Raw genomic sequence first — 23,874 nt, forward strand, 5'->3', positions numbered from 1 at the left:
CCTCCCTCCTGTCGAACGTGGGCCGTCACCACTGAGACTGCGATCCGTCCCGGGCCGCCTCTCGCAACCGTCCGATGTGCTTGCCGAGGTTCCTGATCTGTATCGAACTGGCGCCGAAGGCGGCGGCGAGCAGTGGGCGGACGGCTTCGAATTCGGTCAGCGCCTCGTCAAGGTGTCCGATGGCCGCGAGCATCTGGGCGATGACGAAACGGGACTCGCGGACCTTGGCTTCTTCCTCCTCGTCCCCTCCAGGGACGGCGTTCTGCACATCGAACCGCAGATGCGGCAGTGCCTTCTCGAATCCGAGATCGAGTGTTAGGGCGTCCTCGCCGATGAGGAGCTGGGTTGGGCGCTCGGACTCGATCCAGCGCTCACGCCGTTACATGCGGAACTCCATGTCCGCCTTCCAGCCGAAATCGCTTTCGATCCCGCCTTCGATTCCGAGCGGGCCAAGGTCTTCGCCGAGCATATGACCCGCGCGATCTCGTTCTTGTTGTAGCCCTTCGGGAGGTGGCTCGAACAGTCGAAACCGGCCGCGCGGTTGGCACTGATCGCGGCCGGGTCGATCACTTCCGTGGTGATGCTCGGCCTGCTCTACGTCGTCCCCAAAGCCGTTGCGTTCCTGGTCGGCGCGCTCGCATTCGTGATCATCTGGGGGATCGAGTACGTACGGTACCTCAACGTACCGGCGGCGCCGAAGGTGTCTGAATCAGAGCAAATGGAGCGCATGGCTGACAAACTGTCACAGCAGGTGAGGAACGCGGCCCTTCAGGAGTTGTCAGTGCAATGCGTTGCGGACAGATCCGAGTTGGCCATCGATTGGAGCTCGACAGGCACGAGTGTGGCGTCGAAGCCGAAAATTGAGACCCTGTTGCTATCTCCCCCAAGGCGACTGGTGATAATCGGCCCTCCTGGATCTGGTAAGACGGTGATGGCCATGAACCTGGCGATCGCATTGCAGGACCCTGCCACCGGATCCAATATCGATGATCGTGTCGCGGTTCTGTTCTCGATGGCCGACTGGGTTCCGAGGAAATCAGGCCTTGCCGACTGGATGGTCAAACAACTTCGGCAGAACTATCGGATGAGCCGTCAGGATGCCGTATGGCTGATGCAGAATCACCGGATCATGCCGTTGCTCGACGGTTTGGATGAGATCTCGAGCAACATTGACGCCGCCGTCGAAGGCATAGAGGATTACCTTGCCGATGGTGGTCCCATAGTGGTCACTTCGCGGGAACCTGAGCTTCAGAAGGCGATGGAGAAGACCGGCCCGCTCAAATCGGCCGTCGCGGTTGAACTGCGACCGCTGACGATCGAGAGATCGCTCGGGTACTTGGACCCGCGATGTGAGCCCCGATGGCGTGAGGTTCGCGCGGCGGTCGCTGAAGGGGGCCACGAGCCACTGACTGAGGCGCTATCGCTTCCTCTGACGGTGGGCCTGATGCGCGAGGTCTATCGAGGAACCGCCTCCCGGCCGGAAGAATTGGTGCGGATGAGCACCCTTTCAGAAATCCAAGATCGGCTCCACAGCGAGTTTGCTCGCAGTGTCTTCCGGCATCAGCGCGAAGACTCGATGGGTCCCGATACGGGTGTTGATCGTGATTTCCGTAGCGGTCGTCGACGAAGGCGTGTGAACCTTGATCCGGGCGATGTCCAACGGTGGTTGAAGTTCTTGGCCGTCTGGCTCGAAGGAATGAGAGCGAGTGAGATTGCCTTGGGGCGACTGCCGGGGAGTCTCCGGCTTCGGTATCGGGTTCGAGGCCGCCTGGTAGTCGGCGCGATGACCTCGATTATGTGGACACTGACGTTCCTGCCGCTTTTCACTCCTCCGACGAGTTTGACCGACCTGGTATTCCTGGTCGGCACTGGCATCGCTGTCGGGAGTCTCATAGGGTCATTGGCGATACCTGGCCCGAAGAGTAAGAAACGCATGAATCTGGAACGAATCGGGTTCGCCAGTGGACGAAAGTTCCTTCGCCGATCGGCTTTCAGCCTCGTGGCCGGTTTCGCGGCCGCGGGGTTCATAGCCGGCATGACTATCATGCTTGCCCGAGTTCTCTCCGAGGTCCTGGATACTCGCTATACGACGTCTGATGGCACCCTGATCGAATCCGATGTCGAGATCAACGTGGTGATCGACGCGTCATTTTATAGAGGCGTCGCAGTATTCGGACTGATGATGACATTGGTGTACTTGGCTTTCTGGTCCGCTGCCCCGCGGAAGGAACCACGCGCGGAGAATCCTCGTGCAGCGCTCAAGGCAGACCGAAACGCACTGCTGGTGCGCATTCTGGCCATCGTAGGGTTGATGGGTTCGTTTTTCTCCCTTAGCGGGGGGTGGTACCTGGCGATCGTGATGGCTTTTTGGACGTCAGTGCTGCTGGCGCAGACTTCCACATGGTGGAACTTTCGCATAGCGAACGCGATATTGGCCATTGAAGGCGAATTGCCGTGGGACCTGCTCGGAGCTCTCGAGGAATGCCATCGGCGACGCCTCCTTCGCCAGGATGGGGCAGCGTACAGGTTTCGGCATGCGGAATTCCAGTCATTCCTGCTGCGTTCGGCTCGCGCTGGAATGGACTCGCCCGGACGATGAACACCGATCCCCACTGACCTTGCTATTTTCCGGTTCTCGATCGACAGGCAGCGCCGTGATCCCGGGACCAGCCGCCGGCAAGGAGCGTGCCGCCGAATGCTCTAGTTCTGTCGCGGACCGGCTTGGCGGCAGAGAATCAGAGGCATGCGTTCGATTCCCCTCGTGCTCAGTGCCATCGCCCTCGTCGCCGTCAGTGCCTGCTCCAAGGAGGAGGTGCCTCCTGCCGATGAGGTCGTTCCCGATGCCGCCTCGGCGATGGCCGAGGTCGAGAGCGTCCGGTTCGACCGCACTGTGGACGGCAGCGTCGACGGCTTCAACGTGAAAGCCGCCGACGGGTTCGTCACCGCTGACGGCTCCGCCGAGGGCACTGGCACCCTCACCGCGTTCGGCATGGACGTCGAAGCCGAATACGTCATCATCGACGAGGACGCCTGGGCCAAGGGGCCGACCGGCGGCTACCAGCAGGTCTCCGTCGGCGATGACATGCTGCCGTACGACCCGACCATCCTGCTCTCCCCTGATTCGGGGATCGCCACGCTGCTGGAGGCCGTCGACTCCGCCGAACCTCAAGACACCGAGGACGTCGACAGGGTTGCCACGTTTCGGTACGAGGTCGTCTTCGATCCGGCTGCTTTCGCCACTTTCATTCCCGCCGAAGGGGACTGGAATGCCGCCACCCTCTGGTTCGACCAGGAGACCGCCCGCGTCGTCAAAGCCGAGTTCACCCAAGGCGACGCGACGGTGACCCTGCTCCTGTCCGATTACGATGATCCGGTGACGATTGAAGCCCCCTGAACCCGGTCCGACCCGCCGCCGGGTCGCGATCGGCGCGGCCGGGGTCGCAGTCCTCATCGGATCGATCGACGCGTACGTGCTCGTCTCGGTCCAGGTCGACATGATCGACGAGTTCGATATCCCGGTGAACCACCTGGAGCGGGCCACGCCCCTGGTGACCGGGTACCTGCTGGGCTACACGGCCGGGATGCCGTTGCTCGGACGGCTTTCCGATCGGTTCGGGCGCAAGGTCGTCATCTACGCGTGCCTTGTTGCCTTCACCATCGGTTCGGTCGTCAGCGCCACCGCGACCGAGTTGGTTCCGCTCGTCGCCGGACGTGCGCTGCAGGGGCTCGCCGGTGGCGCGCTGCTTCCCGTCACCATGGCCCTCGCCGCCGGAGCAGTCCTCATGGTCACCCTCGTCGACGTGCAGCTCCTTGCCCAGACCCTCCATGGTCTCGACTCGGCAGGCGGAGTGCCGCTCCTGATGTGGTTCCTGGCCGGGCTTCCGGTGGGCGCTTTGGTCGGAGGTTTTCTCGCCTCCCGATTCGGTGAGCGCGTCCCCGCGGTCCTGGGTTTCGCCGCTGCTGCCGCCGCGTACTTTTGGATCGCCCGGGCCGTCCCCGACATCGAACCCGCCCTCTCCCTCGCCGGCGCCGCGCTCGGCATCACCATCGCCCCGCTCTCCTCGGCCGCGCTGCGCACCACCCCCGAAGGCAGCCACGGCACCGCCTCCGCCGTGGTCGTCGTCGCCCGCATGATGGGGATGCTCGTCGGCGTCGCCGCCCTCACCTCCTGGAGCCTCCACCGTTTCCAGGCCTCCACCGCCGACCTCGACACGCCCCTGCCCTTCGGCATCCCCGAAGCCGAATACCTCGAGCTTCAAGCCGACTACATTGATGCCCTCGACGCGGCCCTCGCGACCCAGTACGCCGAAGTGTTTACCGCGGCCGCCGTCATCTGCCTCGCCGCCGCCCTGGTCGCCCTGGGTATTCCCGGACGTGTGCGAGCCCGCAGTTCTTCGCTGACCCGGGGCCGCTGATGCTGTCCGCGCCGGCCGCCTTGACCTCAGCATCGCCACGTCCGACGAAGTGAACAGCCCGGAGGTCGCTGAGCGGCCGCGAGCGGTGCGATCGCGGTATCGCCCTCAAGGATCTGGAGGCCGTCCGCGAGCGGGTACTTCGCACCCGGTCCCAGTGCGGCAGGATCTTGAACTGGCCGTGATACCAGTTGGCGCAGCACATCGGGTATAAGAGGTGCGCGGCGGTTTCGTGCTTTCCGGGATCACGTCCCGCCCGTCGTCACACTGTGAGCGCCGGTGACAGCCCGCCAGGGGCCGCGACAGGACGGGGACAGTCCGGTGACAGGGCGTTGGGCGATTGTTGTCGCAGCGAAGAAAACCCGACGACAATCCAGCAGGAGCACACCACCATGGCTACTTTCAACACCCCCGGGCCGATCTCGGCCACGGTCGACATCATCCTTGGAGACATCCGCTTCAACGCCTCGGATCGCGCCGACACCGTGGTCGAGGTCCACCCGATCGACCCGTCGCGGCAGCTGGACGTCGAGGCCGCCGCGGACGTCGTCGTCGAGTTCGCCGACGGCAGGCTGCGGGTCTCGCACCCGAGGCTGCGCACCCTGTTCACCAAGAAGTACGGCTCGGTCAGGGTACTGGTGGCACTGCCGACCGGCTCGGAGGTGCAGGGCGACACCGCTCAGGGCGAGTACCTGGTCCAGGGCGCGGTCGGCACCTGCCGCCTGAAGACCGCCATCGGGGACATTCGGGTCGCCCAGGCCGTCGACGTGCGGCTGCGGACCACCGGCGGAAAGGTGATCGTGGACCACGTGAGCGGCGAAGCCGACGTGAAGGGCAACGGGGACATCAGGATCCGCCGGATCGACGGCACCGCGCAGGTCAGGAACATCGGCGGCGACATCCGCATCGCCCAGTTCGGCGGCGACACCGTCGATCTGAACTCCGCCACGGGCGGGCTGTCGATCGGCATCGCCGCAGGCGGTGCCGTCGAGCTGGACGCGCGCGCCACGGTCGGCGATGTCCGCGATTACCTTGCGGCGGCGGGCGCCCCGGAGCGGTCCGACCGGATCGTCAAGGTGCGCGCCCGCTGTCACGCCGGCGACATCGTGGTCCACCGCGCCGGCGCCGGCCACGACGCGCCGCAGCGGTCGTCGCGGTTCCAGGGCTGGCGTTGATCGGTCAGGTGGCGAGAACGGCTTCGGCCATTTCGCGCCAGTCTCCCTGCCGCCCTTCGAGAACCGCCTCTGCGATTTCGGTTTCGCCGAGGCGGTTCCGCGTGTCCTGGATGATCCGGTTGGCGTCGTGCTGCGCGCGGTCCGGCGCGCCGCGCACGATGTCGCTCGCCGTGAGCAGCCGCACGGCCTGCCGGTCCTGACCGAGCCGCACCGCGAGATCCGCGATCCCGATCATCGCCAGCGCGATCATCGGCGGATAAGCCACCTCGTCGGCGGCGCGGAGCGCCTCGGCCCGGCGCGCGCGGGCCTCGTCGATGTCCTCCGCGAGGTAGGCGAGCAGGTCCTTGATCGAGAAGTCGACGCCGCTCCAGGTGTCGACGATGCTCGAGCGGACCACCTCCAGCTGCTCGCGCGCCAGGTCCGGTTCGCCGCGCCAGCGTGCCAGATGCGCCTTTGAGAACGCCAGCTCGACCAGGGTGTTCGGCCAGGCGATCCGGTCGGCGCCCTGCTGCGCCTGGGCCATGGCGGTGGCGCTGGAGCGCTCGTCGCCGAGGAGCCAGTACAGCTGCGCCTGCCGCGCCCGCACGCCGACCACTTCCTCGGTGGCGCCGACCTCGGTCAGCGCTCCGGCCGCCTCTTCATTGAGCTCGCAGGCGCGCGCGAACTCGCCGCGGGCGGCGAGCCGATCGGCCAGCAGGGTCAGCGCCGAGGAGGTTCCCCAGCGGTCGCCGATCGCGCGGAACTGCTCCAGGGCGATCTCGACATCGCTGTCCACATCGGTCTCATCGCTGAAGAGCGTGAGCCGCAACCGAGCGCGACTGAGCCGGGCCTGCGCGCGCACCCATGGATCTGGGACGGTGAAGAGCTCCTCGAACGCGGGGAGGAAGTCGGTCGGCTCCCGTAGCATTCGCTCCAGCGGTCCGGTGAACGCGAGCATCGGGTGGTTGGCCCCGGAGCGCTGGGCGAGCTGGTGCGACTGCTCGATCCACTCCTGCGCCTGATACTGATCGCCGCCGTACCCGGAGGTCAGGAACAGTGTCACGACGCTGTAGGCCAGCGCCCTCACCTCGTCGGACGCCTCGCCATCCAGGGAGGCCGCCGCGACGGACAACTCGGTGCCCTCGGCTCTATGTCCACTGAGGAACCAGTACCAGCCCGCGGCCCCGGCGAGCCGCATCGCCTCCTGGGCCCATCCCTCACCGATCGCCCCGCGAAGGGCCGCGGTGATGTTGTCGTGCTCGGCTTCGAGCGCCGCCAGCCAGTCGAGCTGTTCGGCCCGGCGCAGATGCGCGTCGGCGGGCTCGACCAGATCGGTGACGTAGGCGAGGTGCGCCCGGCGCGCCGACTCGGACTCCCCGGCCTCGGCAAGCCGCTGCGCGGCATATTCCTTGATGGTGTTGAGCATCCGGTAGCGCGGCTCGCCCTCGCCGTAGGAGACCAGCAGCGACTTCTCCACCAGTGCGGTCAGCAGGTCGAGCGCGTATTCGTCTTCCGGGCACACGCGTTCCGCCGCTTCGAGACTCGCGCCGCCGGCGAAGACCGACAGTCGCTTGAGCAGGTCGCGTTCGGCCTCGCTCAACAGGTCCCAGCTCCAGTCCACCACCGCGCGCAGCGTCTTGTGGCGGGCGAGGGAGGTGCGGCTGCCGCCGGTCAGCAGCTTGAATCGGTCGTCCAGTCGGTCCGCCAGCTGATCGACCGACATGGTGCGCAGGCGGGCCGCGGCCAGCTCGATCGCCAGCGGCATCCCGTCGAGCGCCCGGCAGATGCGCGCCATTGTGGACATCGTCTCGGCGTCGAATCCGACGTTGCGCCGCACCGCGTCGGCCCGGTCCCGCAGTAGGCGAACCGCGGGCGAGGAGGCGGCCTCGGCCGGGCTCGCGCTCTCCGCGGGCAGGGCGAGCGGTTCGACCTGCCACAGCGCCTCCCCGGTGATGCCGAGCGGTTCCCGGCTGGTGGCGATGATCCGCAGGCTCCGGCATTCGCCCAGGAGCCGGTCGGCGAACTGTGAGGCCGCCTCGATCATGTGCTCGCAGTTGTCCAGGACCAGCAGCATCGCGCGTTCGCGGACGGCGGCGATGAGCCGGTCCGCCGCGCCCCCACTGGAATCCCCGCCGAGTAGGGACTGGTCGCGCAGGCCGATCGCGGTCAGTACGGCCTGTGCCAGCTCGCCGCCGTCCTGAAGTGTCCCGAGTTCCACCAGCCAGGCCCCGTCCGGCAGGTCGGTGAGCATTGTCCGGGCGGTCTCGGTGGCCATTCGGGTCTTGCCGGAGCCGCCCGCGCCGGTCAAGGTGACCAGTCGGTGTTTGGCGGCGAGTTCGCAGGCCGCGGCGACCTCCTCGTCCTTGCCGACGAACGAGGTCAGCTCGGAGCGCAGGTTCGTCCGGCGGTTCTGGGTCCGTCCCCCGATCTCGCCGCGCAGCAACGCGGTGTGCAGCGCCGACAGCTCGGCCGAGGGGTCGGCGCCGTACTCGTCGGCCAGGCGCTCCGACAGCTGCTGGTAGACCGTCAACGCCTCGGCGCCCCGGCCCGCGTCGACGAGGGCGCGCATCAATGCCGCGACGAAGCCCTCGCGCAGCGGGTATCTCGACACCAGGTCGGTCAGCTCGGACACCAGGTCCGCGCCGCGGCCGAGGCGGACCTCCGCCTCCACTCGGTCCCCGAGCACGGCGAGGTAGCGCTCCCCGAGCCCGGCGACGGCGGCGTCGAATGCCCTGCTGCCAAGCAGCGCAATGCCTTCCATCGGGGTACCGCGCCACAGGTCCAGGGCCGAGCGCAGCAGGGCCACGCGTTCGGGGTCCTCGGCGGTGCGGGCTCGGGAGACCAGGGCCTCGAACCGGCTCACGTCCACGTCGTCGGGCTCGACGGCCAGCCGGTATCCGCCGGATTTCGCCTCGACGAGTCCATCCGGCAACACCTTGCGCAGCCTGGACACCAGGACCTGCAAGGCGTTCACCGCGTCCGTCGGCGACTCCTCGCCCCAGATCCAGTCGACCAGGTTCGCCCGCGGGACGATCCGGCCGGGTTCGAGCGCGAGCGCCGCCAGCAGCCCGCGCAACCGGGCACCCGGGACCTCTACCGCGACGCCGTCGCCGGTCTGGACTTCGAATGAGCCGAGCATCCTGATTTGCACACGGCTTATCTTGCCGCATGGAAGCCGGACTCATCTATGCCGCGGTCCACACCTTCGTCGAGCAGGGGTGGGCGGCGCCGACTTGCCAGGGGACTCGGCGGTATTCATTTCCCGGGTTCAACGTGGTTTGAGTTGGCGCAGTAGGGCAATGGCGCCTTCGTGTTCGGGGTTCCACCTGAGGGCGTCCCCCAGGGTTTCGCGGGCCTCGGTCTTGCGGTTGGTCCGGTTGAGGGCCTGGGCGTGGAGGAAGCAGCGTTCGGCCAGGAGGTCGAAGATGCGGGCGTTGCCGGCGTCGTGGCTGATGGCGCATTTGAGCCAGGCCTCTTGACGCTTGAAGTTGGCGATGGTGGGTCGGGTCATGGCCGCGTCGCAGTGCATCTGGACCATCTCGGCGAAGAGCTCGGAGCCGCCGTCGTCGCGTTCCCAGGCGATGTGCATGACGTGGATGGCCTCCTTGAACTCGCCCAGTTCGAAGAACTTGCGGGCGCGGGCGCGGAGGCGTTCGGCGTCGCCGGTCGGGCCCGGGGCGCGGTCGGGATCGGGTTCGGGTACGGCGCCGGTGCGGCGGGCGACGATGTCCCGCAGCACCGCCTCCGCCTCCGTCATCACCTCTCGGGCCGTCTTCTCCGCCTCGTCCAGACGGCCCTTTTGCAGCAGCTGCCGCGCCTTGTCCAGTGCGTCGCCGCTGGCCTTGTCCGGAGCGGCCGCTGCTTCCTCGGGGGACGTCAGGAGCGTGGCCGGCAAGGGCGGCGCCTGCACGGCGGGCTCGGGGGAGTCCTCGGCCTCGGGCTCTGGCGCCTCGTCAGCCACCGCCGAGGACCGCGACGCCAGTTGGCTCGCGTACCGCAGCGCGCCCAGTTCGAGCGACATCGGCCCGGCCCGCTCGACCGGCAGTCCGGTCGCCTCTGCCAGGGCGCCCATGATCGGCATGCGGCTGCTGCCGCCGGTCAGGAGCAGGGCCGTGATGTCCTCCGCTTCCAGGCCGGCCTCCTCCAGGACGGCCCCGGCGCGTTCGAGGCTTCCCGTCGCCACGCGCCGAATGTCCTCGTCGAAGACCTCCTGTGAGAAGTAGACGGAGGTGCGCCGCAATCCGATGCGCGACAGGAAGGTTCGCGGATCTCCGGCCGCGCTGCGCTCCTTGATCTCGGCGGCGGTCTCGCGCAGCAGGTGCCAGCCGGATTCGCCGCCGAGCTGGTCCTCGATCGCGACCCGCTGGCCGGCGAGGGCGTCGAGCAGGGATTGAAGGACGCGGGTGTCGAAGAGGCCGCCGCCGGGGGAGGCGGCGCCGTCGTAGCCCATCGCTCGGTAGCGTCCCCGCGCGGCGCGGACCAGGCCGAGCTCGAATCCGGTGTAGCCCATGCCGAACACGAGGTACGTGCCGGTGGCCTCGGGGCCCGCGTGGGCGATGACGGTGGCGATCGAGTCGCTGACGAGGCTCACCTCGGGCAGTCCGGCCTGCTCGGCCGCGCGCAGCAGTGCGCCCCGCTGCCGTGAGGAGAACCGGGCCGGGACCCCGATCGCGGTGTGCCCCAAGCGGGAATCGGTCTCCTTCACCACCCGGTCGCGGATCTCGCTGAGCGCGGCGGCCAGCACCGCCACAGGGTCGACGGCGACGCCCTCGACCCGGACGGTGTCGGTGATTCCCAAGCGGCTCTTCAAACTCGGGAACGCGGCGGCCATCCCGGGGCGGGCCGGAGGCTCGCACAGCAGCCACGGCCAGCGTTTCCCGCGCACCTCGAAGTGACCGGCGGCCTCGACGCCGTGGCCGTAGGCGGCACGCAGGGCGGTGCCGCCGAGGTCCACTCCCAGGTTGACGACGCTCATCGCGTCGCCCCGGGCCCGATAGCGGTAATGAGAAGCCTCCTAAATCCTATAGGATATATCCTATAGGGATTACGACTCTTCGAGGCGACGGAGCATGCCGTCGAAGTTCTCGGCGTCCTCGACCTCGCGCAGCGAGGCCGATTCCTGCCTGACCTTGGCCAGCATGGCGTTCAGTGCCTGGGACTGCTGCTGCACCGTTCCGGTGCGGCCCTCCAGGTGCGCCTTCTGGAGGCTCGCGACCGAGTGGTTGATGCGCTGGGCGTCCTCGGGGCTGGCCTGGCTGGCGGCGCGCTCGGCGAGGTACAGCTGCGTCGCCAGTCCGGCGCCGAAGATGTCCCGATTGAGCACGTCGGTCATGCGGCGGCACTCCTCCGGATCCGACAGCATCAGGGTCTGCTCGGCCCGGTTGAGGTCCGACTCGATCTTCATCGCCTGCGACGGGTCCAGGTACTGCTCATAGACCCGCACGAAGTGCCGCGCGGCCTCGACGGTGACGATCAGGTCCTCGCGGTAGGCGATGTCGTCCTCGTCCACTTCGGTCTTCGCCGGCGCCTTCGTGCGGGCGGCGTCGACCTTGAGCGTCAGGTCCTTCTCGAACGGCGTGCCCGGGACGGAGATCTTGACGTGCAGCTCTCTATTGCGGTCGAACAGGAACGCCACGTCGACGCGGGTGTTGGCGTCGACTTCCTCGGGCAGCTCCCAGTCGATGACGCCCTGCTCGTGGTTCTCGCTCGCGACAGGACTGTCCCCTTCGTACACCGGGACCAGGATCTTGCGGCCGTCGGTGGTGCTGAAGGCCTCGTGCATGGACTCGGCCAGCGGGTAGGGCGTGCCGCGCGGAATGATCGGCACGAACGCGTCCGCGTTGCTGCCCTTGACGGCCGCGACCCCGAGCGCCATTCCGGTCACGTCGTACACGTGCGTGTCCCCGGCGGAGCGCGCATTGGTCAGGCTCTCCCCGCACTGGGAGCAGACGAGATCGGACTCGTCATTGACCGCCTGGCAGGCCGCGCACTCGACGCCGCGGAGCGTGTCCGCGAGGATGCCGGCGCCGATCGCGACGCACTCCATCGGGTCGATGTGCTTGCGCACCTTGCCCGGACCGAACATCCGCTCGACCGACGCCGCCACCTTCGGGACCAGCGTGGAGCCGCCGACCAGCAGCACGTCCGAGACGTCGCCGGTGCTCAGGCTCTGCCGCTCCAGGGCCTGGCGGACCAGGCCGAGGGTCTTGTCCACCAAGGGTTCGATCATCGCGTCGAACTCGTCCTTCGACAGCGTCATCTCGACATCGCCGACGCCCCCGGCGGTGCGGAACGCGGCCGGAATGATGATGTCGGCGCTGTCGGACTCGGTCAGCTCCCGCTTCGCTTCCTCGGCCGCCTCCTTGGCCAGGAACAGGAACTTGGTGTCGCCCGCGGGGTCCGTGCCGGACTCGCGCTTCACCCAGTCGATGATCTTGTCCACAATGAGCAGATCGAAGTCGTCGCCGCCGAGCCAGTTGTCCCCAACGAAGTCGAGCACCTGGAAGTGGTTCTGCCCCTCCGCGTCCTGCGTGGTGTTGAGGATCGAGATGTCGAAGGTCCCGCCGCCCAGGTCGTAGACCAGGACCCGGCGCCGCTCGCCCTTGTCCCACTCGAGCCCGAACGCGATCGCCGCGGCGGTCGGCTCGTCGATGATCCGCTTGACGACCATCCCCGCGGCCTCCCCGGCCTCGCGGGTGGCCGTGCGCTGCGCCTCCTGGAAGTACGCCGGCACGGTGATGACCGCGGCCGTGACGTCCTCGCCGAGCTTCTCCTGCGCCCCGTCCCGCAAGTGCCGCAGGATCATCGTGGACACCTCGACCGGCGAATACGTCGTGTCGCCCATGACCACGTGCGCGCGTGGGTCCCCGCCCGGCCCCGTCGTGATCTGGTAAGCCCGGCGCCCCCGCGCCTGCTCCACGGCCGGGTCGGCGAAGTCGCGCCCCATGAGCCGCTTGACGGACTGGATGGTGTGCTGGGGGTCGCGCTTGGCGAAGTTGAGGGCGTTGGCGCCGACCAGGAACTCGTCCTTGCCGTCGCGCCGCCGCAGGCCCACCACCGACGGCGTGCCGCTCTTGCCGTGGACCTTCACCACCGCCGCGCCTTCGCGGGCGCCGTCGCGCCGCGCCACCACGGAGTTCGTGGTGCCCAGATCGATCCCTATGGCGGTCATTCGGTTGCTCCCTCTTCGGATGGGGTCTTCTGTCCTGTTGAGACGATCACGGAGGCGGTCTGGACCAGCTCCCCGCGGTATTTGAGGCCGCGCCCGACCACGGCCAGCACCGTGTCCGCGGGTGCTTCGGCGTCCTCGCGGGCCTCGATGGCCCGATGGACGGACGGGTCGAAGAGCTCGCCCGGCCTGCCGATGAGCTCGATCCCCGAGTGCCGACCCAGCGCCTTCGACAGCTCGTCGGCGGTGCGACGGACACTGGCCCGGTACGCCTCGACATCGTCCGTCTCGGCCCCGTGCAGCCGCTCCAGCGCATCGGCCGCCTCCAGGACGCCGCGCGCGGACCGGCTCAGGTCCATGTCGAGCCGGTTGAGCTCCTTGGCCAACGACTCGGTCTGCGCGCGTTGGCTTTCCAGCTCGCGCATGAGCCGCGCATTGTCGGCCAGGTTCTGCGCCAGGGCGCCGCGCAACGAGGCGGGCTGCTCGACGGCCTCCGCTGCGGCCGCGGGCCGCTCGACCGGGGATTGGGGCCTGCGCCGCACCGGCTTGCGGCGGGGGGCGGGTTTCTTCGGCATGGGCTCCTCGTTCCTGTGGCTATCGATCGGGCCGGGACTGGGTGTCGATGAACGCGGACCGTTCATTCCTCATGGCTATCGGTCGAACCTGATCAGCTTGTCTATGAACGCCTGGGACGGGAACTGATCGGCCTCCGCCGGGAGCTCGACCTCGGGCGGCGGCCCGACCTCCAGCTCCGGCAGGTCCGCGGCCAGCGCGGCCGGCAGCTCCGGCGGCATCGACCAGTACCTGTCGGTGTCGACCTGCGCCTGGGATTCGCGCTCGCGGCGCACCCACGCCCCGGCCCGCTCGATCTCGGCCTCGGTGTCGACGTCGTACAGCAGCGCGTCGGCCAAGAGCCGCTTCGGCAACTCGCGCAACTCATCCCAGGCGGTCTGGGTCACCGGGTTCATCAGGCGCTTGGTCATCAGCGTGAACGAGGCGTCCTCGACCTCGTCCTGCGTGGAGGCGGGCCCGATGCCCGCGGGTTCCAGCGCCTCGTACGGATACCGCCCATTCCAGACGGTGTGAGGGTCCCTGATCATGCGTCCTCCCTTCTGCCGAGCGCGTCCAAGAGCGCCGCCCGGTACTCGCCGTTCGACGGCACGGCCGCCACCGCCCGCACCAGGTCGTCGATCGCCCCGGTCGCGTCCCCCGCCGCGAGCCGCTCCTTCGCCCTGGCCGCCAAGGACTCCGGTTCCTCATCCGGCTCCTCGTACGTCTCCACCAATTCCGCCAGCTCCTCCACCGACAGCGACGTCAGATTCAGGCTCTTGACCTCATCGAGCACGTCGCCGAGCACCGACCTCAGCCGCGCGCTGCGCGGGAATTGCACGAAGCCGTGGTCCAGCAGCGTCAGCGCCTCGTGCAGGTGCTCGAGCTTCGACTCGATGCGGTGGTCCGGAAGCCGATCGACCGCCGTGAGCAGCGCCCGGGCCAGATTCTCAATGATCCGGATGGAACCTGAATGCAGCCTGAAGGCGGTCCTCATATCGTCCAGCGGCCCCGCAATATCGGCCCGCAGATCCACGGTGCGGCTCAGGATCGCCCTGTCCACCAACAGATCCGCGCGCTTGCGGTCCAATTGCCGACGGCCCTTCGAGCCCACCACCGGCACGCCCGCCTCCAGTAGCGCGATCGCCTCGTTCACCCGCCGGACCTGATTCGTCCCCGAATCGGCCAGCGCCTCGGCCCGCCCCAGGATCATCCACAGCGCGGCCTGCCGAGTCCGGACCGTCATGGTCGCCCCGCCGGCCACCGCGACCGCCTCGTTCAGCGCCGCCATCGCCGCGGCGAGCCGATCCGGTGTCAACAGCAGTCCGTGCGCGAGCGACATGTGCACCCGCACGCCGAGTTCGACCGCGTCGTAACGCAGGCGGTCCCGGCGCTGCGGCAGGTGCGCGTAGGCCGCATTGCGCGCCAGGAAGTCCCGGCACCGGTTGCAATCGTTCGAATGGCCCCCGGCAGCCGGGCCGAAGCAGTCGTCGGGCATCGCCGCCCGCGAGCCCCGGTGGTAGCTCGGGAGCGCCGCCAGGGCGGCGTCGAAGCGGTGGTGCTCAAAGCAGGTGAACGCGACCGCCAGTTCGGAGAACGACCACCGCAGCCTGCGCAGCAGCGCGTCATTGATCGCGGCGGGCTCTTCGCCCGCCTCGCCGTCCGGCATCGCACCGGCGACGAAGCGCGCGAACGACTCCCGCAGCCCCGCGATCTCCAGGTATCCCGGTCCGCACGCCAGGGTCTGGGTAACGCTGGAATCGGTGTCGTCGGCGGTATCGACGGCGGGCAACGGCAGTCCGCCGGCCTCCTTGAGGCAGCGCGCCGCCTCCATTTCGGACTCGAACAGTTCGAGCAGAGCCCGATTGCGGGCCGCCGGCCCCGGGCGCCCCGCGCTGGCGTGCCGTTCCACCGTGCGCGCCAAGACATCCGTCAGGTGCTGGCCCAGGCTCGCCCGCAGCCGCGTCGAGTCCGCCGGGGTCACCGCCTGCCCGTAGCAAGCGGCGCGGGCCTGCCGCCAGCCCACCCAGAAGTCGTCATCGTTGATCACCGTCGCCCAGCACGCCAGGGCGGTCCGCCAGGTCGCCTCCGCCTGCTCCCACGCGCCGGTCTCCTCCAGCCGCTGCGCCTGCCAGTACGACGCCAGCGCCAGGCAGTGCGCGGCCGACATGTCCCCGGGGTTGGCGACCAGGCGCTCGCGCCACGCGCTAATGGCCTCGGCCCGCGCGCCCGACAGCAGCCGGAACAGCGGCGCATCGGCGGGCAGCCGTTCGCACAGGGCGGCAAGCGGATCGGACTGGTCGTCCGGCTCCATGGCGGCGAGGGCATCCCGCAATGGCTGCGGCTCCCGCAGCCAGTACAACTGCGCGTCGACAATGAGCCGCCCGGCGGGGGAGCGGAGCCGGTCCCACGCGACCCGGGCCTGCCAGCCCATCCGGCCCCGCTGCATCAGCATGAACGCGGCATCGCCGACGTCCGCGGTGGTGGAGGCCGGGGTGATGCCCGCGTCCCGCAGCGCCAGATAGGGGAAGGTGTCCTGCTCCAAGGTGATCGGGTCGGCCAAGAGCGTGGCGCTGGCGATCCCTTCCACCCACGGCAGCGCGGCGAGGAGGTGGCGCAGCCGCGCTAGGCGGGCCGCGCCGCCGGGTACGGAATCTCCGGCGGCCTCGTACGCCACGATCGCGGCCGACAACTGGCCTGACTGCTCCAACTGCCGGGCCTCGGCATGGGCGGCACGGGAATCGGTGTCGGCGTGGCCGGGGCAGGAGCCGTAAGCGGCTGCCGCTTCGGCCCAGGACTCCTGGTCCTCTGCGATGCGCCCGCGCGCGTAGTGGGCGACGACCGGGGCATCTCGGTGGTCGCCCAGGATCGCGGCGAGGTCAATGACTTGGGCCCACTGGGATTCCGCTTCGGCCAAGCGCAGCTTGGCGTAATGGGACAGGGTGCGCGTATTGGCGAAGTCCTGGGGGAGTTCGCTGCACAGGTCGAGCGCCTCCTCCCAGCGTTCATAGCGCACGGCGATGCAGGCGGAGGCGTAGCGGCGGCGCTGTGAGGTGTCGCGGTAGTCCGGCGGGAGGTGTCCGCTCAGTTCGACAACTTCCTCCCACTGCGTTTCGCTCTCGGCGTGACGCAGCAAGGCATAGACGAAGCGCCGTTCAAAGTCAGGTTTGCTGTCTTCGACCGCTGAACCGCGGATGGTTTCCCCTTCCGCAACCGGGCTGTAGATGCCACAGGCCTCCGCCCAATCGTCGGCCGCTTCGGCGAGCATTCCCTTGGCAAGGCTGCGGAGGAGCCAGACTTCGAAATCTCGCTCCTCATCGGGAGATTCGCGCAGCAATGCGATTACCGATTCCCAATCCGAGTCGGCGGCGGCGATCGATGCCCGTGCGAAACGGCGGCGGCGCCCTACCTCTCCGGATTCGAAGCTATCGGGAAGCTCGCCGAAACCCGCGAGTGCTAGGTCCCAAGTTCGGGTCTCGTCGTGGTAGCGACCAAGCGCGTAGCAGATCCGAACGGCAACATCGAACAAGCGATCCGGCATGATGCTGTAGTGCTGGCTGGCCTGAAGCCAGTCCTCTGCGGCTTCCGCCAGTCGTCCGAGCGCGTAATCGAGCCGGTTTTCGGCATCGTCGACCGACGTATTCCGGTAGTGCTCGGCGGCGCCCGCCCAGTCACCGGCGGATTCTGCCAGCCTTGCGTCGCAATATGAGGCACGCTGCGATGCGTCGGAGTAATCCGCAGGGAGGGCGGCGTACGCGGCGGCGGCGAGGGCCCACTCCTGTCCGGCTTCACCGGATCTCGCGCTGGCGTACAGCGCGTCTCGACCCGCTTCCAAGGGTGGATCGAGTTCGGGAACCTGTTCGAAGTACCCGATGGCCTCGATCCAGTGGTAGGTCTCAATGGCCAGGTGACCAGCCGCGAGGAGCTTCCGCTGCTTCGCGTCCTGGAAATCCTCCAACCCGGACAGATGCTCGGAGACACCCGCCCAGTCCTCGGATGCCTCTGCGGCCCTGGCGCTCGCATACTTCAACCACTGCTGGGCATCCGTTCCAGCCTCGGCGAAGTGCTCGCAGGCGCTCTCCCAGTTCTCGTCCTCGGCCTCCGCGCGTCCCAGGGCGTACGCGGCCCTAATAGGGGCGCCGGAGTAGTCACCGCACTGCCCGTACGCTTCGGCGGCCGCGATCCACTCGCCGCCCGCCTCGGCGATGCGTCCATCCACATAGCTCAAACACCGCGAGGTGTCCAGGTAGTCGTCGCGGAGTCCGATGATGTAGCGGTACTCCTCGCGGGCCTGCTCCCAGCGGCGGGCCCGGCGATGGGCGAGGGCTGCCGCGTAGCGCTCGGCCAGTTCGGCCTCCTCGGTCGCCGTCTCCAGAAGCAGTGCGGCACCGCGGAAGTCGGATCCGCTTTCCTCCAAGACCTCGCGGTAGTTTGCCGCGGCCACCTCCCATTCGCCGTCGGCCGCGGCTCTGCTCGCGCGTTCCATGGCCGTGTCGAGGGAGCCCAGGCGCTCGACCTCGTCGGCGAGGGTCCCGAGGACCGCTTCGGGAACCTTGTCGGCGATCCTGGCCAAGGTCTGTTCGGCCGAGAGCGGGTCGCCCTCGGCCGCCAGCACGCCGCACAACACATTGAGCCCCGGCAGTGCGAGCTCGAATTCGGCCTCGGCGACCAGGAGCCTGAGCGCCGGGTTCGGGTGCCGGGCGGGAACGATGCGCAGCAGGTGGTTCCACTCGCCCATGGTGCGCAGGTAGCGCGCGGCCTGCAACAGGGTCTCGACCGGCAGGTGGCCGGGCTCGTCGAGTTTGTCAAGGGCCGCTTGGCCTTCGAGGAGGGGATCGGCGTCGCCGCCGTGCTCCTCCTGGACCTCTCGGGCCTTGAAGAGCCAGGAGTGGCCGAAGGATTCGTGGCAGAACAGGCTCAGCGTGGCCCACTCGATGGACTGCGGCGGAACGAGTTGGCGGGCGGAGATGACCGCCTCGTCGAGCGTCTTGTTGGAGCAGACCCGCTCCAGCAGCAGCGGTCCGATCTTGCGGGCGGCCTCGTTGGTGATCAGGCCGTTCATGCCGACGACAGCCGGGATGCCGCGGCCGATGATGGCCTGCGCGAGCCCGGCGAACGTCTCGGTCCCGGGGGAGTCGGCCGAGTGACAGAGGTTGAGCATCACCAGTCGGAGTTTCTTGGCGCGCACCAGGATTCCCGAGAGCAGCTGGCTGTCTACCGGGTCGGCGGCGCCGTCCTCGGTCTCCAGGAGCACGACGCCCTCGCCGCGGGAGGAGTCCCAGATGCCGTGGGCGATGAGCAGCACGGCGGCCGGGCCGCTCTGGCGGTCGACCCAGGTCTCGATGTCGTCGCGGGTGGCGCCCACGCACACCTCGGAGCGGGAGCTGACGGCCGACCAGCGTTCGCGGGCGGCGGCGATCTCGACGGCGGCGTCGAGTTCGGCGAGGCCATTGGGCGAGGCGACGGCGATGAGGGTGTGGACGAGCTCGGGTTCGTCGGACGGGGCGGGGAGCCGCTGCTTCGGCGCGATGCCGCGCACCGAGCGGACCAGGGACCGATTGGCGTCGAGGGCGAGGCTCTGACCCGGCCAGTCGGGCGGGGTGCAAAGCGTCTCGATCGGCAGTTCGTCCAGCTCCGGCGGTAGGTCGAAGCGCAGCCGCAGACTGTGGGACTCGGTGAGGACACTGTGGAGCTGCCGGTCGAGGCCGGTGCCGAAGAGGACGGCGAAGACCTCGCGACCGAGGTTCCGCAGCCGCTCGGCGACGACGGTGCCGCGCGCGGCGGCGCGGTGGAGGCGGATGTCGATGAGGTCGTTGAACTCTCGGCGCAGCCGCGCCGGTTCGTCGCCGACGCGGATGACGGCCGCACCGGAGGCGGCGCCGCCGGCCAGCACGAGGTGGCGTCCGCCTCCGATGGGGCGCACCCGGATCCGGAGCTCTTCGAACTCGCGCACGCTCACCAGCCCCTTCGCGGCCGGCCGCCGCCGAGAACGGTGGAGATGAGGACGTGGAGCTTCTCGGACTCGGCCAGCAGCTCGGTCACCTCGGGGTGGCGCGGCTGGATGCGCAGGCCCGCGCGGAACTGCTCGGCGGACTGGTCCAGCAGCCCCACGGCCTCCCACAGGGCCGATTCGGACGGGCGGACCGTGCTGTCCAGGTTCAGCCGCTTGGCCGCCGTGTTCTGAAGCACCACACCGAGATTGCGTCGCGGCCCGATCTGGTGCGGGGCGAGTTCCACGGCGCGTTCGAGGTCCTTGCGGGCACTGCGCTCCTTCCCGTCGTTGGCCTTTCCGACGCCCCGCTGGCCGAGCAGGTCGGACAGGCGGGTGATGACGCGTTCGCGTTGGGGCTCATCGCGGCTGCTCAGCAGCGGCAGTACGGCTTCGAGGAGATTGATGGGCTCATCCAGTTTCCGGCGGCGGCTCAGGGTCTCGGCCCGCCCGAGCGCCGTCTCGGTCATCGGCTCGATTGCGGAGTAGCGCTCCCCATTGCGGTCGGCGTGGGCGATGGCGTGCCGCCACCGTTGCTTCGCGTCGGCGATGTCCATGGGCTGCTTGGCGATCGCCGCCTTGGCCAGATCGAGCAGCGCGGAGGAGGCGAGCGCGGCGGCCAGTTCGGACAGCTCTGAATGCTTGTCGGGGAGGGTCGCGAAGGCGGGGTTGCGATTGTCGAACTCGGCGCAGTCCAGGTCGCAGATCAGCGGCTCGTCGCCGCCGCCCCGCGCCCGCCCACCGCGCCGGCCGCGGCAGTCGGGGCAGCGGGTGTCGAGCGCGAGCTTGAGCGCCTCGGCGGGCTGGTCGGCATTGAGGCGGGCGAGGACGAGACCGGCCGCGGAGAACTGGAGGAGCGGGTCCCCGGAGGTCGCGAACTCATTGTCCAGGACGAATTCGCTGAGCCGACGGTGCAGACCGAGCTCGGCGATCCGCATGGGGCCGCATGAGATCCGCACCCCGCCGCCGATCGGCAGGCCGCCGAGCTCGGACAGGAGCGCGGTCGCGTCGCTCTCGCGGCGCAGCAGGTCGGCGGCGTCCTTCGCGCCCCCGCGCGCGGCGGCGTCCTCGATCAGCCGACGCAGCCTCCCCCGCATGTCCGCCAGGGCCGCGGCGGGTACGGAGCGGCCGTATCGCGTCTCGGCGGAGCGGACCCACTTCTGCCAGAAGCCATCGTCGTCCAGCAGCGGCGCCCACGCGGCGATGCAGCGTTCGGCCAGGCCGGAGGATTCGCCGTGCCCGGCGCCGTGCAGGAGGATGAGGGCGCGGGTGTGGGCGAGGCGCGCCCCGCTGGGCCGCCCCCGCGCGTCCAGGCGGGCGAGGGCGTCCTGGCGGCGGCCGCCGAGCGCGGAGGTGACGGCGTCGATGACGAGGGTGGCCGCGGTCGGCTCGCAGGCGGCGTCGCTGCGCCCGAGCAGCTTCGCGGCCCGGTCCCAATCGCCCTCGGCGGCCGCGTCGTAGGCGGCCTGGCGCAGGACGAACGCGGCCTCGCGGGCGGCCCGGCCGGTGCCGAGAGGTACCTCGGCGTCGCGGTCGAGGCGGAGCACTCCCGCCGCGTACCAGGGGTTCTCGGGGTAGTGGCGCAGCTGGTCGAAGTTCCCGGTGCGGTAGAGGCATTCGCCGAAGGTGTCGTCGGTCGCGACCGTGTCGCGGACGACTCCCGAGTTGGAGGCGTCGAAGGCGTCGCGGGCGCCGGCCCAGTCGCCGCCTCGGGCGAGGAGGGCGCCGCGAGCGCGGAGCGCCGTGCGCCAGATCGCCTCGGGGAGCTCGAAATCGAACAGCGACTCCAACTCGGCCTCGGCGTCCTCGCCGGCGCGAAGCTCGAGCAGCGCCAGGCCGAGCCGCACGACCGGATGGTTCGCAGAACCCCGCCAGGCCTCGATCGCGGCCTCCATCTCGCCCTCATTGAAGTCGAGCAGGCCCAGCAGCACCGCCCCGCGCTCTCCGGCGCCGGCCTTGAGATGCAGGCGGGCCGCCTCGGTATCGCCATCCGCGATCGCGGCGGCCGCGGCGTGGAGCCGGGCCGCCTCCAGGGGTGCCTCGATGCCCTGCCCCGCGGCGGCCTCGAGATCGGGCAGGGCCCCTCCGAAGTCGCGATCGCCGAGTCGTTCCAGCGCCCGTGCGTAGCGGGCGCTCGCCGCCAGGTGCTCGTGGCCGCGCACTCGCGACCAGGATTCGGCGCCCCGGTCGAAGTCGCCGAGCCGGTATGCGGCCGCGCCGTGCTGGAGCAGGACGGCGGCATCGCCGAGCCCGCCGTCGATCGCCTTGCCGTGCTCGGCGAGGACGGCCCGGGCGTCCCCGTCGCGATGGGCGATCGCGCCCCGCACCGCCGCGCCGATCGGGGTGGTCAGCGCGGACGCGTACCAGTCCGCTTGCGGCAGTTGGCCTTGGCGCAGCGCCAGCACGGCGGCGAGTTCGCGGGCGGCCACGGTCAATGGCCACTGCTGGGCGGCGGCGTACAGGTCGGCGAGCGCCTGGGAGTCGTGGCCGAGCTTGGCGTGGACGTAGGCGCGCTGGATGTGGGCGCGGCCGTTCGGGGCACCGCGTGCGATGGCGGCGGCGAAGTACCACTCGGCGCGGGCGAACTGATCGCCGTGGGCCGCGGCGCAACCGGCCCAGTAGTAACCGCCCCAGTCCGCGGGCCACAGCTGCTGGGTCTCCCCGAACCACCGGTCGGCGGCCTGGGGTTCGGCCCGGGCCAGACAGACGCGGCCGAGTCCGATGCGCGCGGCCGAGGCGATCGCGTCGACCGCGGGGTCTCGTCCGATTCGTTTCGCGGTCTGTTTGAGGGCCTTGTTGAATTCGTCCTCGGCGATGCCAAGATCATTTTCAGTGAGGGCCTTTGCGGCGCGGATGCCGGCGTTCCGCGCGCGTTTCAGCGCGATTCGATGGAACATCCGCGATCAGTCCCCGGCTTCGTCCAGCTCGGATCTCCATATCCGGCGATAGCGGTCGTAGTGCAGCGGCCCGGAGTCGAAGTCTTCAAAGTTCATTTCGAATAGGCGCTCGAACGCCTCGGGCGGCAGATCCGCTTCCAGAATGATGCGCAGTCCGGTGTCGGAGTCCTCCAGGACCATTGGTTTCGGTACGTCCCGGTCCCGTCCGCGCAGCCGGTCCTTCAGACCCCGGTACAGGTCGTGCATGGCTTCGCTGCCCAGCGCGGCGACGAAGGCCTGCAACGGGAGTGACAGGAGCAGCAACCAGTCGAGTCCGGTGGGGGAGCGGTGCGCCGCCTGCCGGTGCGCCTCGGCCTCGAAGCCGTTTTCGCGCAGCACCGCGATCCACTCGGATTCGACGTCCGGGGGAAGTTCGGGGGACAACAGCAGTTCGGCGCGATTGGGGGCAGTCGGCATTCGGGCTCCAGCGTGAGATGGCCGAGGCGGCGATTCGTTTCATGTTATCCCACAGTCTCAATCGGTGCGGGACGGCGAATTTCGCGGCGGTGTTCGCATTGACGGGCGGCGGCCATCCCGGCGGTCCCCGGCAATACCAATGGGGCTGGAGATGGGGAACAGCAAGCAATTGCGGATTCGGCGACTTCGGCCGACACGATTGGGGCCAGAGATAGGTAATGAGTCTCGTGTGAGTGCCATGGGGCCGATCCGCGGATAGGCTGGGGCCGTGGCTGAGATTTCAATCGTTGACAACCCCAAAGAGAACCGCTATGAGCTGCGAGAGGAGGACGGCGGCATCAGCGGATACCTGGAGTACCTGATCCGCGACGAGTTCGTCGTCCTGCCGCACACCGAGGTCGACCGCTCGCTGCGCGGCGGCGGCTGGGGCGGCAAGCTCGCCCAGTTCGCCCTCGACGACCTGAAGACCAAGGGCGCCAAGGCATACCCGACATGCCCCTTCGTTGAACGCTGGATGGACCGACACCCCGAGTACAACGAAGTCCGTTACCGCCCGTAGTCCAAGGCGCGCCGCATTGTTCACCTGAGCGCCCGATTCGAGTTAACGTTTCGTTCATCTGAGGGCGCACGATCATCACTATGTCGCTCCTCTCGGTGAACACCCTGCCCCCCGACCACCGTTCCCTGCGGGCGAGGCGGCTCGCGGGCGGTGCATCCCGCTTATGCTCTCCGCGCTCATCCTGCTCCGGCACGCCTCATCGTCCACCGACCCCGATCCGCCCCGTCTGACCGATGCCGAGGCTCGGCGCGCCTGGGCGCTGGCCGACTTCCTCCAGCTCTACAACCCGACGGTGCTGCTGGCCGCCCCGGGCGGGACCTGCTCCGAGACGCTGGCGCCGCTGGCGGACCGGCTCGACCTCAAGATCGCCGCATGTCCGGACCTCGCGGCGGACCGCCCCAAGTTCCCGGGCCGGTCCGGGGCCGCGCACCTCGCGGCCTGGCTGGCGGCCCGGGCGGTCAGGGTGCTCCCGGACCAGCGGCGGACGGCGGTGATCTGCGCGGAGAGCGTGGTACTGGCGGCACTCCTGGTGGCGGTGGCGGCGCGCGACGGCCACGACCTGTCGCGGTACGACCTCACCGTCCCGCTCGAAGAACCGGCGACGCTCCCGCCCGGAGGCGGCTGGGTCCTCCACTGCGACGACGGAAGACTGGTGGACGTCAAACCGCTCGCGGCCCGGTAATTCATTTG

Annotated in this window: 15 protein-coding genes; 6 read left to right on the forward strand and 9 right to left on the reverse strand. The window is 69.1% G+C overall.

Going from position 1 to position 23,874, the window contains the following annotated elements; all coding sequences use genetic code 11:
• Nucleotides 1–25: 25 nt before the first annotated feature.
• A complete protein-coding gene (locus FAB82_RS16595; RefSeq protein ID WP_136535657.1) occupies nt 26–268 on the reverse strand; it encodes a hypothetical protein in 243 nt (80 codons plus the stop codon).
• A gap of 273 nt (nt 269–541) precedes the next feature.
• On the opposite strand from FAB82_RS16595, the gene FAB82_RS16600 reads away from it, so the two are divergent.
• From FAB82_RS16600 to FAB82_RS16615, 4 genes are all read left to right on the forward strand, one after another.
• Nucleotides 542–2,599 (forward strand): NACHT domain-containing protein, encoded by a 2,058-nt coding sequence (locus FAB82_RS16600; protein ID WP_136535658.1) that lies wholly within the window; start codon nt 542–544, stop codon nt 2,597–2,599.
• A 144-nt stretch (nt 2,600–2,743) separates the two neighbouring features.
• A complete protein-coding gene (locus FAB82_RS16605; protein WP_136535659.1) occupies nt 2,744–3,394 on the forward strand; it encodes an LppX_LprAFG lipoprotein in 651 nt (216 codons plus the stop codon).
• Entirely contained in the window at nt 3,381–4,415 is a 1,035-nt protein-coding gene (locus FAB82_RS16610; protein WP_211116642.1) for an MFS transporter, read from the forward strand. Before FAB82_RS16605 ends, FAB82_RS16610 begins: the two co-directional genes overlap by 14 nt.
• A gap of 389 nt (nt 4,416–4,804) precedes the next feature.
• Nucleotides 4,805–5,587, forward strand: a complete 783-nt coding sequence (locus tag FAB82_RS16615) for a DUF4097 family beta strand repeat-containing protein (protein ID WP_136535660.1) — start codon at nt 4,805–4,807, stop codon at nt 5,585–5,587.
• Between the two features lie 4 nt (nt 5,588–5,591).
• Here the strand turns inward: FAB82_RS16615 and FAB82_RS16620 are convergent, their stop codons facing one another.
• The 8 genes from FAB82_RS16620 to FAB82_RS16655 all read right to left on the reverse strand — a co-directional run bounded on the left by FAB82_RS16620 (nt 5,592) and on the right by FAB82_RS16655 (nt 22,625).
• Nucleotides 5,592–8,717, reverse strand: a complete 3,126-nt coding sequence (locus FAB82_RS16620) for an AfsR/SARP family transcriptional regulator (RefSeq protein WP_136535661.1) — start codon at nt 8,715–8,717, stop codon at nt 5,592–5,594.
• A gap of 117 nt (nt 8,718–8,834) precedes the next feature.
• Nucleotides 8,835–10,541 carry an Hsp70 family protein gene (locus tag FAB82_RS16625; protein ID WP_136535662.1) on the reverse strand — a complete coding sequence of 569 codons (1,707 nt, stop codon included), beginning with the start codon at nt 10,539–10,541 and terminating at the stop codon, nt 8,835–8,837.
• Nucleotides 10,542–10,610: 69 nt separating this feature from the next.
• Nucleotides 10,611–12,737: an Hsp70 family protein gene (locus tag FAB82_RS16630; RefSeq protein WP_136535663.1), complete on the reverse strand. Its 2,127-nt coding sequence runs from the start codon at nt 12,735–12,737 to the stop codon at nt 10,611–10,613.
• Nucleotides 12,734–13,309 carry a nucleotide exchange factor GrpE gene (gene grpE, locus FAB82_RS16635; RefSeq protein ID WP_168801645.1) on the reverse strand — a complete coding sequence of 192 codons (576 nt, stop codon included), beginning with the start codon at nt 13,307–13,309 and terminating at the stop codon, nt 12,734–12,736. Before grpE ends, FAB82_RS16630 begins: the two co-directional genes overlap by 4 nt.
• Nucleotides 13,310–13,384: 75 nt before the next feature.
• Nucleotides 13,385–13,834 carry a hypothetical protein gene (locus FAB82_RS16640; RefSeq protein ID WP_136535665.1) on the reverse strand — a complete coding sequence of 150 codons (450 nt, stop codon included), beginning with the start codon at nt 13,832–13,834 and terminating at the stop codon, nt 13,385–13,387.
• Nucleotides 13,831–19,236 carry a CHAT domain-containing protein gene (locus tag FAB82_RS16645; RefSeq protein ID WP_136535666.1) on the reverse strand — a complete coding sequence of 1,802 codons (5,406 nt, stop codon included), beginning with the start codon at nt 19,234–19,236 and terminating at the stop codon, nt 13,831–13,833. Before FAB82_RS16645 ends, FAB82_RS16640 begins: the two co-directional genes overlap by 4 nt.
• Nucleotides 19,237–19,238: 2 nt before the next feature.
• Nucleotides 19,239–22,169: a hypothetical protein gene (locus FAB82_RS16650; protein WP_136535667.1), complete on the reverse strand. Its 2,931-nt coding sequence runs from the start codon at nt 22,167–22,169 to the stop codon at nt 19,239–19,241.
• A 6-nt stretch (nt 22,170–22,175) separates the two neighbouring features.
• Nucleotides 22,176–22,625 (reverse strand): hypothetical protein, encoded by a 450-nt coding sequence (locus FAB82_RS16655; protein WP_136535668.1) that lies wholly within the window; start codon nt 22,623–22,625, stop codon nt 22,176–22,178.
• Nucleotides 22,626–22,893: 268 nt separating this feature from the next.
• On the opposite strand from FAB82_RS16655, the gene FAB82_RS16660 reads away from it, so the two are divergent.
• Together FAB82_RS16660 and FAB82_RS16665 are read left to right on the forward strand one after the other, a co-directional pair.
• Nucleotides 22,894–23,184 carry a GNAT family N-acetyltransferase gene (locus FAB82_RS16660; protein ID WP_211116643.1) on the forward strand — a complete coding sequence of 97 codons (291 nt, stop codon included), beginning with the start codon at nt 22,894–22,896 and terminating at the stop codon, nt 23,182–23,184.
• A 163-nt stretch (nt 23,185–23,347) separates the two neighbouring features.
• A complete protein-coding gene (locus FAB82_RS16665; RefSeq protein WP_136535669.1) occupies nt 23,348–23,866 on the forward strand; it encodes a histidine phosphatase family protein in 519 nt (172 codons plus the stop codon).
• Nucleotides 23,867–23,874 lie beyond the last annotated feature (8 nt).

The organism is Glycomyces buryatensis (genome assembly GCF_004912275.1).
Taxonomy (GTDB): Bacteria; Actinomycetota; Actinomycetes; order Mycobacteriales; family Micromonosporaceae; genus Glycomyces; species Glycomyces buryatensis.

What these genes read in the sequence shown, in the direction of transcription:
- FAB82_RS16605 (WP_136535659.1), top strand. Translation starts at nt 2,744, where the DNA reads ATGCGTTCGATTCCCCTCGTGCTCAGTGCCATCGCCCTCGTCGCCGTC.
- FAB82_RS16615 (WP_136535660.1), top strand. Translation starts at nt 4,805, where the DNA reads ATGGCTACTTTCAACACCCCCGGGCCGATCTCGGCCACGGTCGACATC.
- FAB82_RS16625 (WP_136535662.1), bottom strand. Translation starts at nt 10,541, where the DNA reads ATGAGCGTCGTCAACCTGGGAGTGGACCTCGGCGGCACCGCCCTGCGT.
- FAB82_RS16630 (WP_136535663.1), bottom strand. Translation starts at nt 12,737, where the DNA reads ATGACCGCCATAGGGATCGATCTGGGCACCACGAACTCCGTGGTGGCG.
- grpE (WP_168801645.1), bottom strand. Translation starts at nt 13,309, where the DNA reads ATGCCGAAGAAACCCGCCCCCCGCCGCAAGCCGGTGCGGCGCAGGCCC.
- FAB82_RS16640 (WP_136535665.1), bottom strand. Translation starts at nt 13,834, where the DNA reads ATGATCAGGGACCCTCACACCGTCTGGAATGGGCGGTATCCGTACGAG.
- FAB82_RS16650 (WP_136535667.1), bottom strand. Translation starts at nt 22,169, where the DNA reads ATGTTCCATCGAATCGCGCTGAAACGCGCGCGGAACGCCGGCATCCGC.
- FAB82_RS16655 (WP_136535668.1), bottom strand. Translation starts at nt 22,625, where the DNA reads ATGCCGACTGCCCCCAATCGCGCCGAACTGCTGTTGTCCCCCGAACTT.
- FAB82_RS16665 (WP_136535669.1), top strand. Translation starts at nt 23,348, where the DNA reads ATGCTCTCCGCGCTCATCCTGCTCCGGCACGCCTCATCGTCCACCGAC.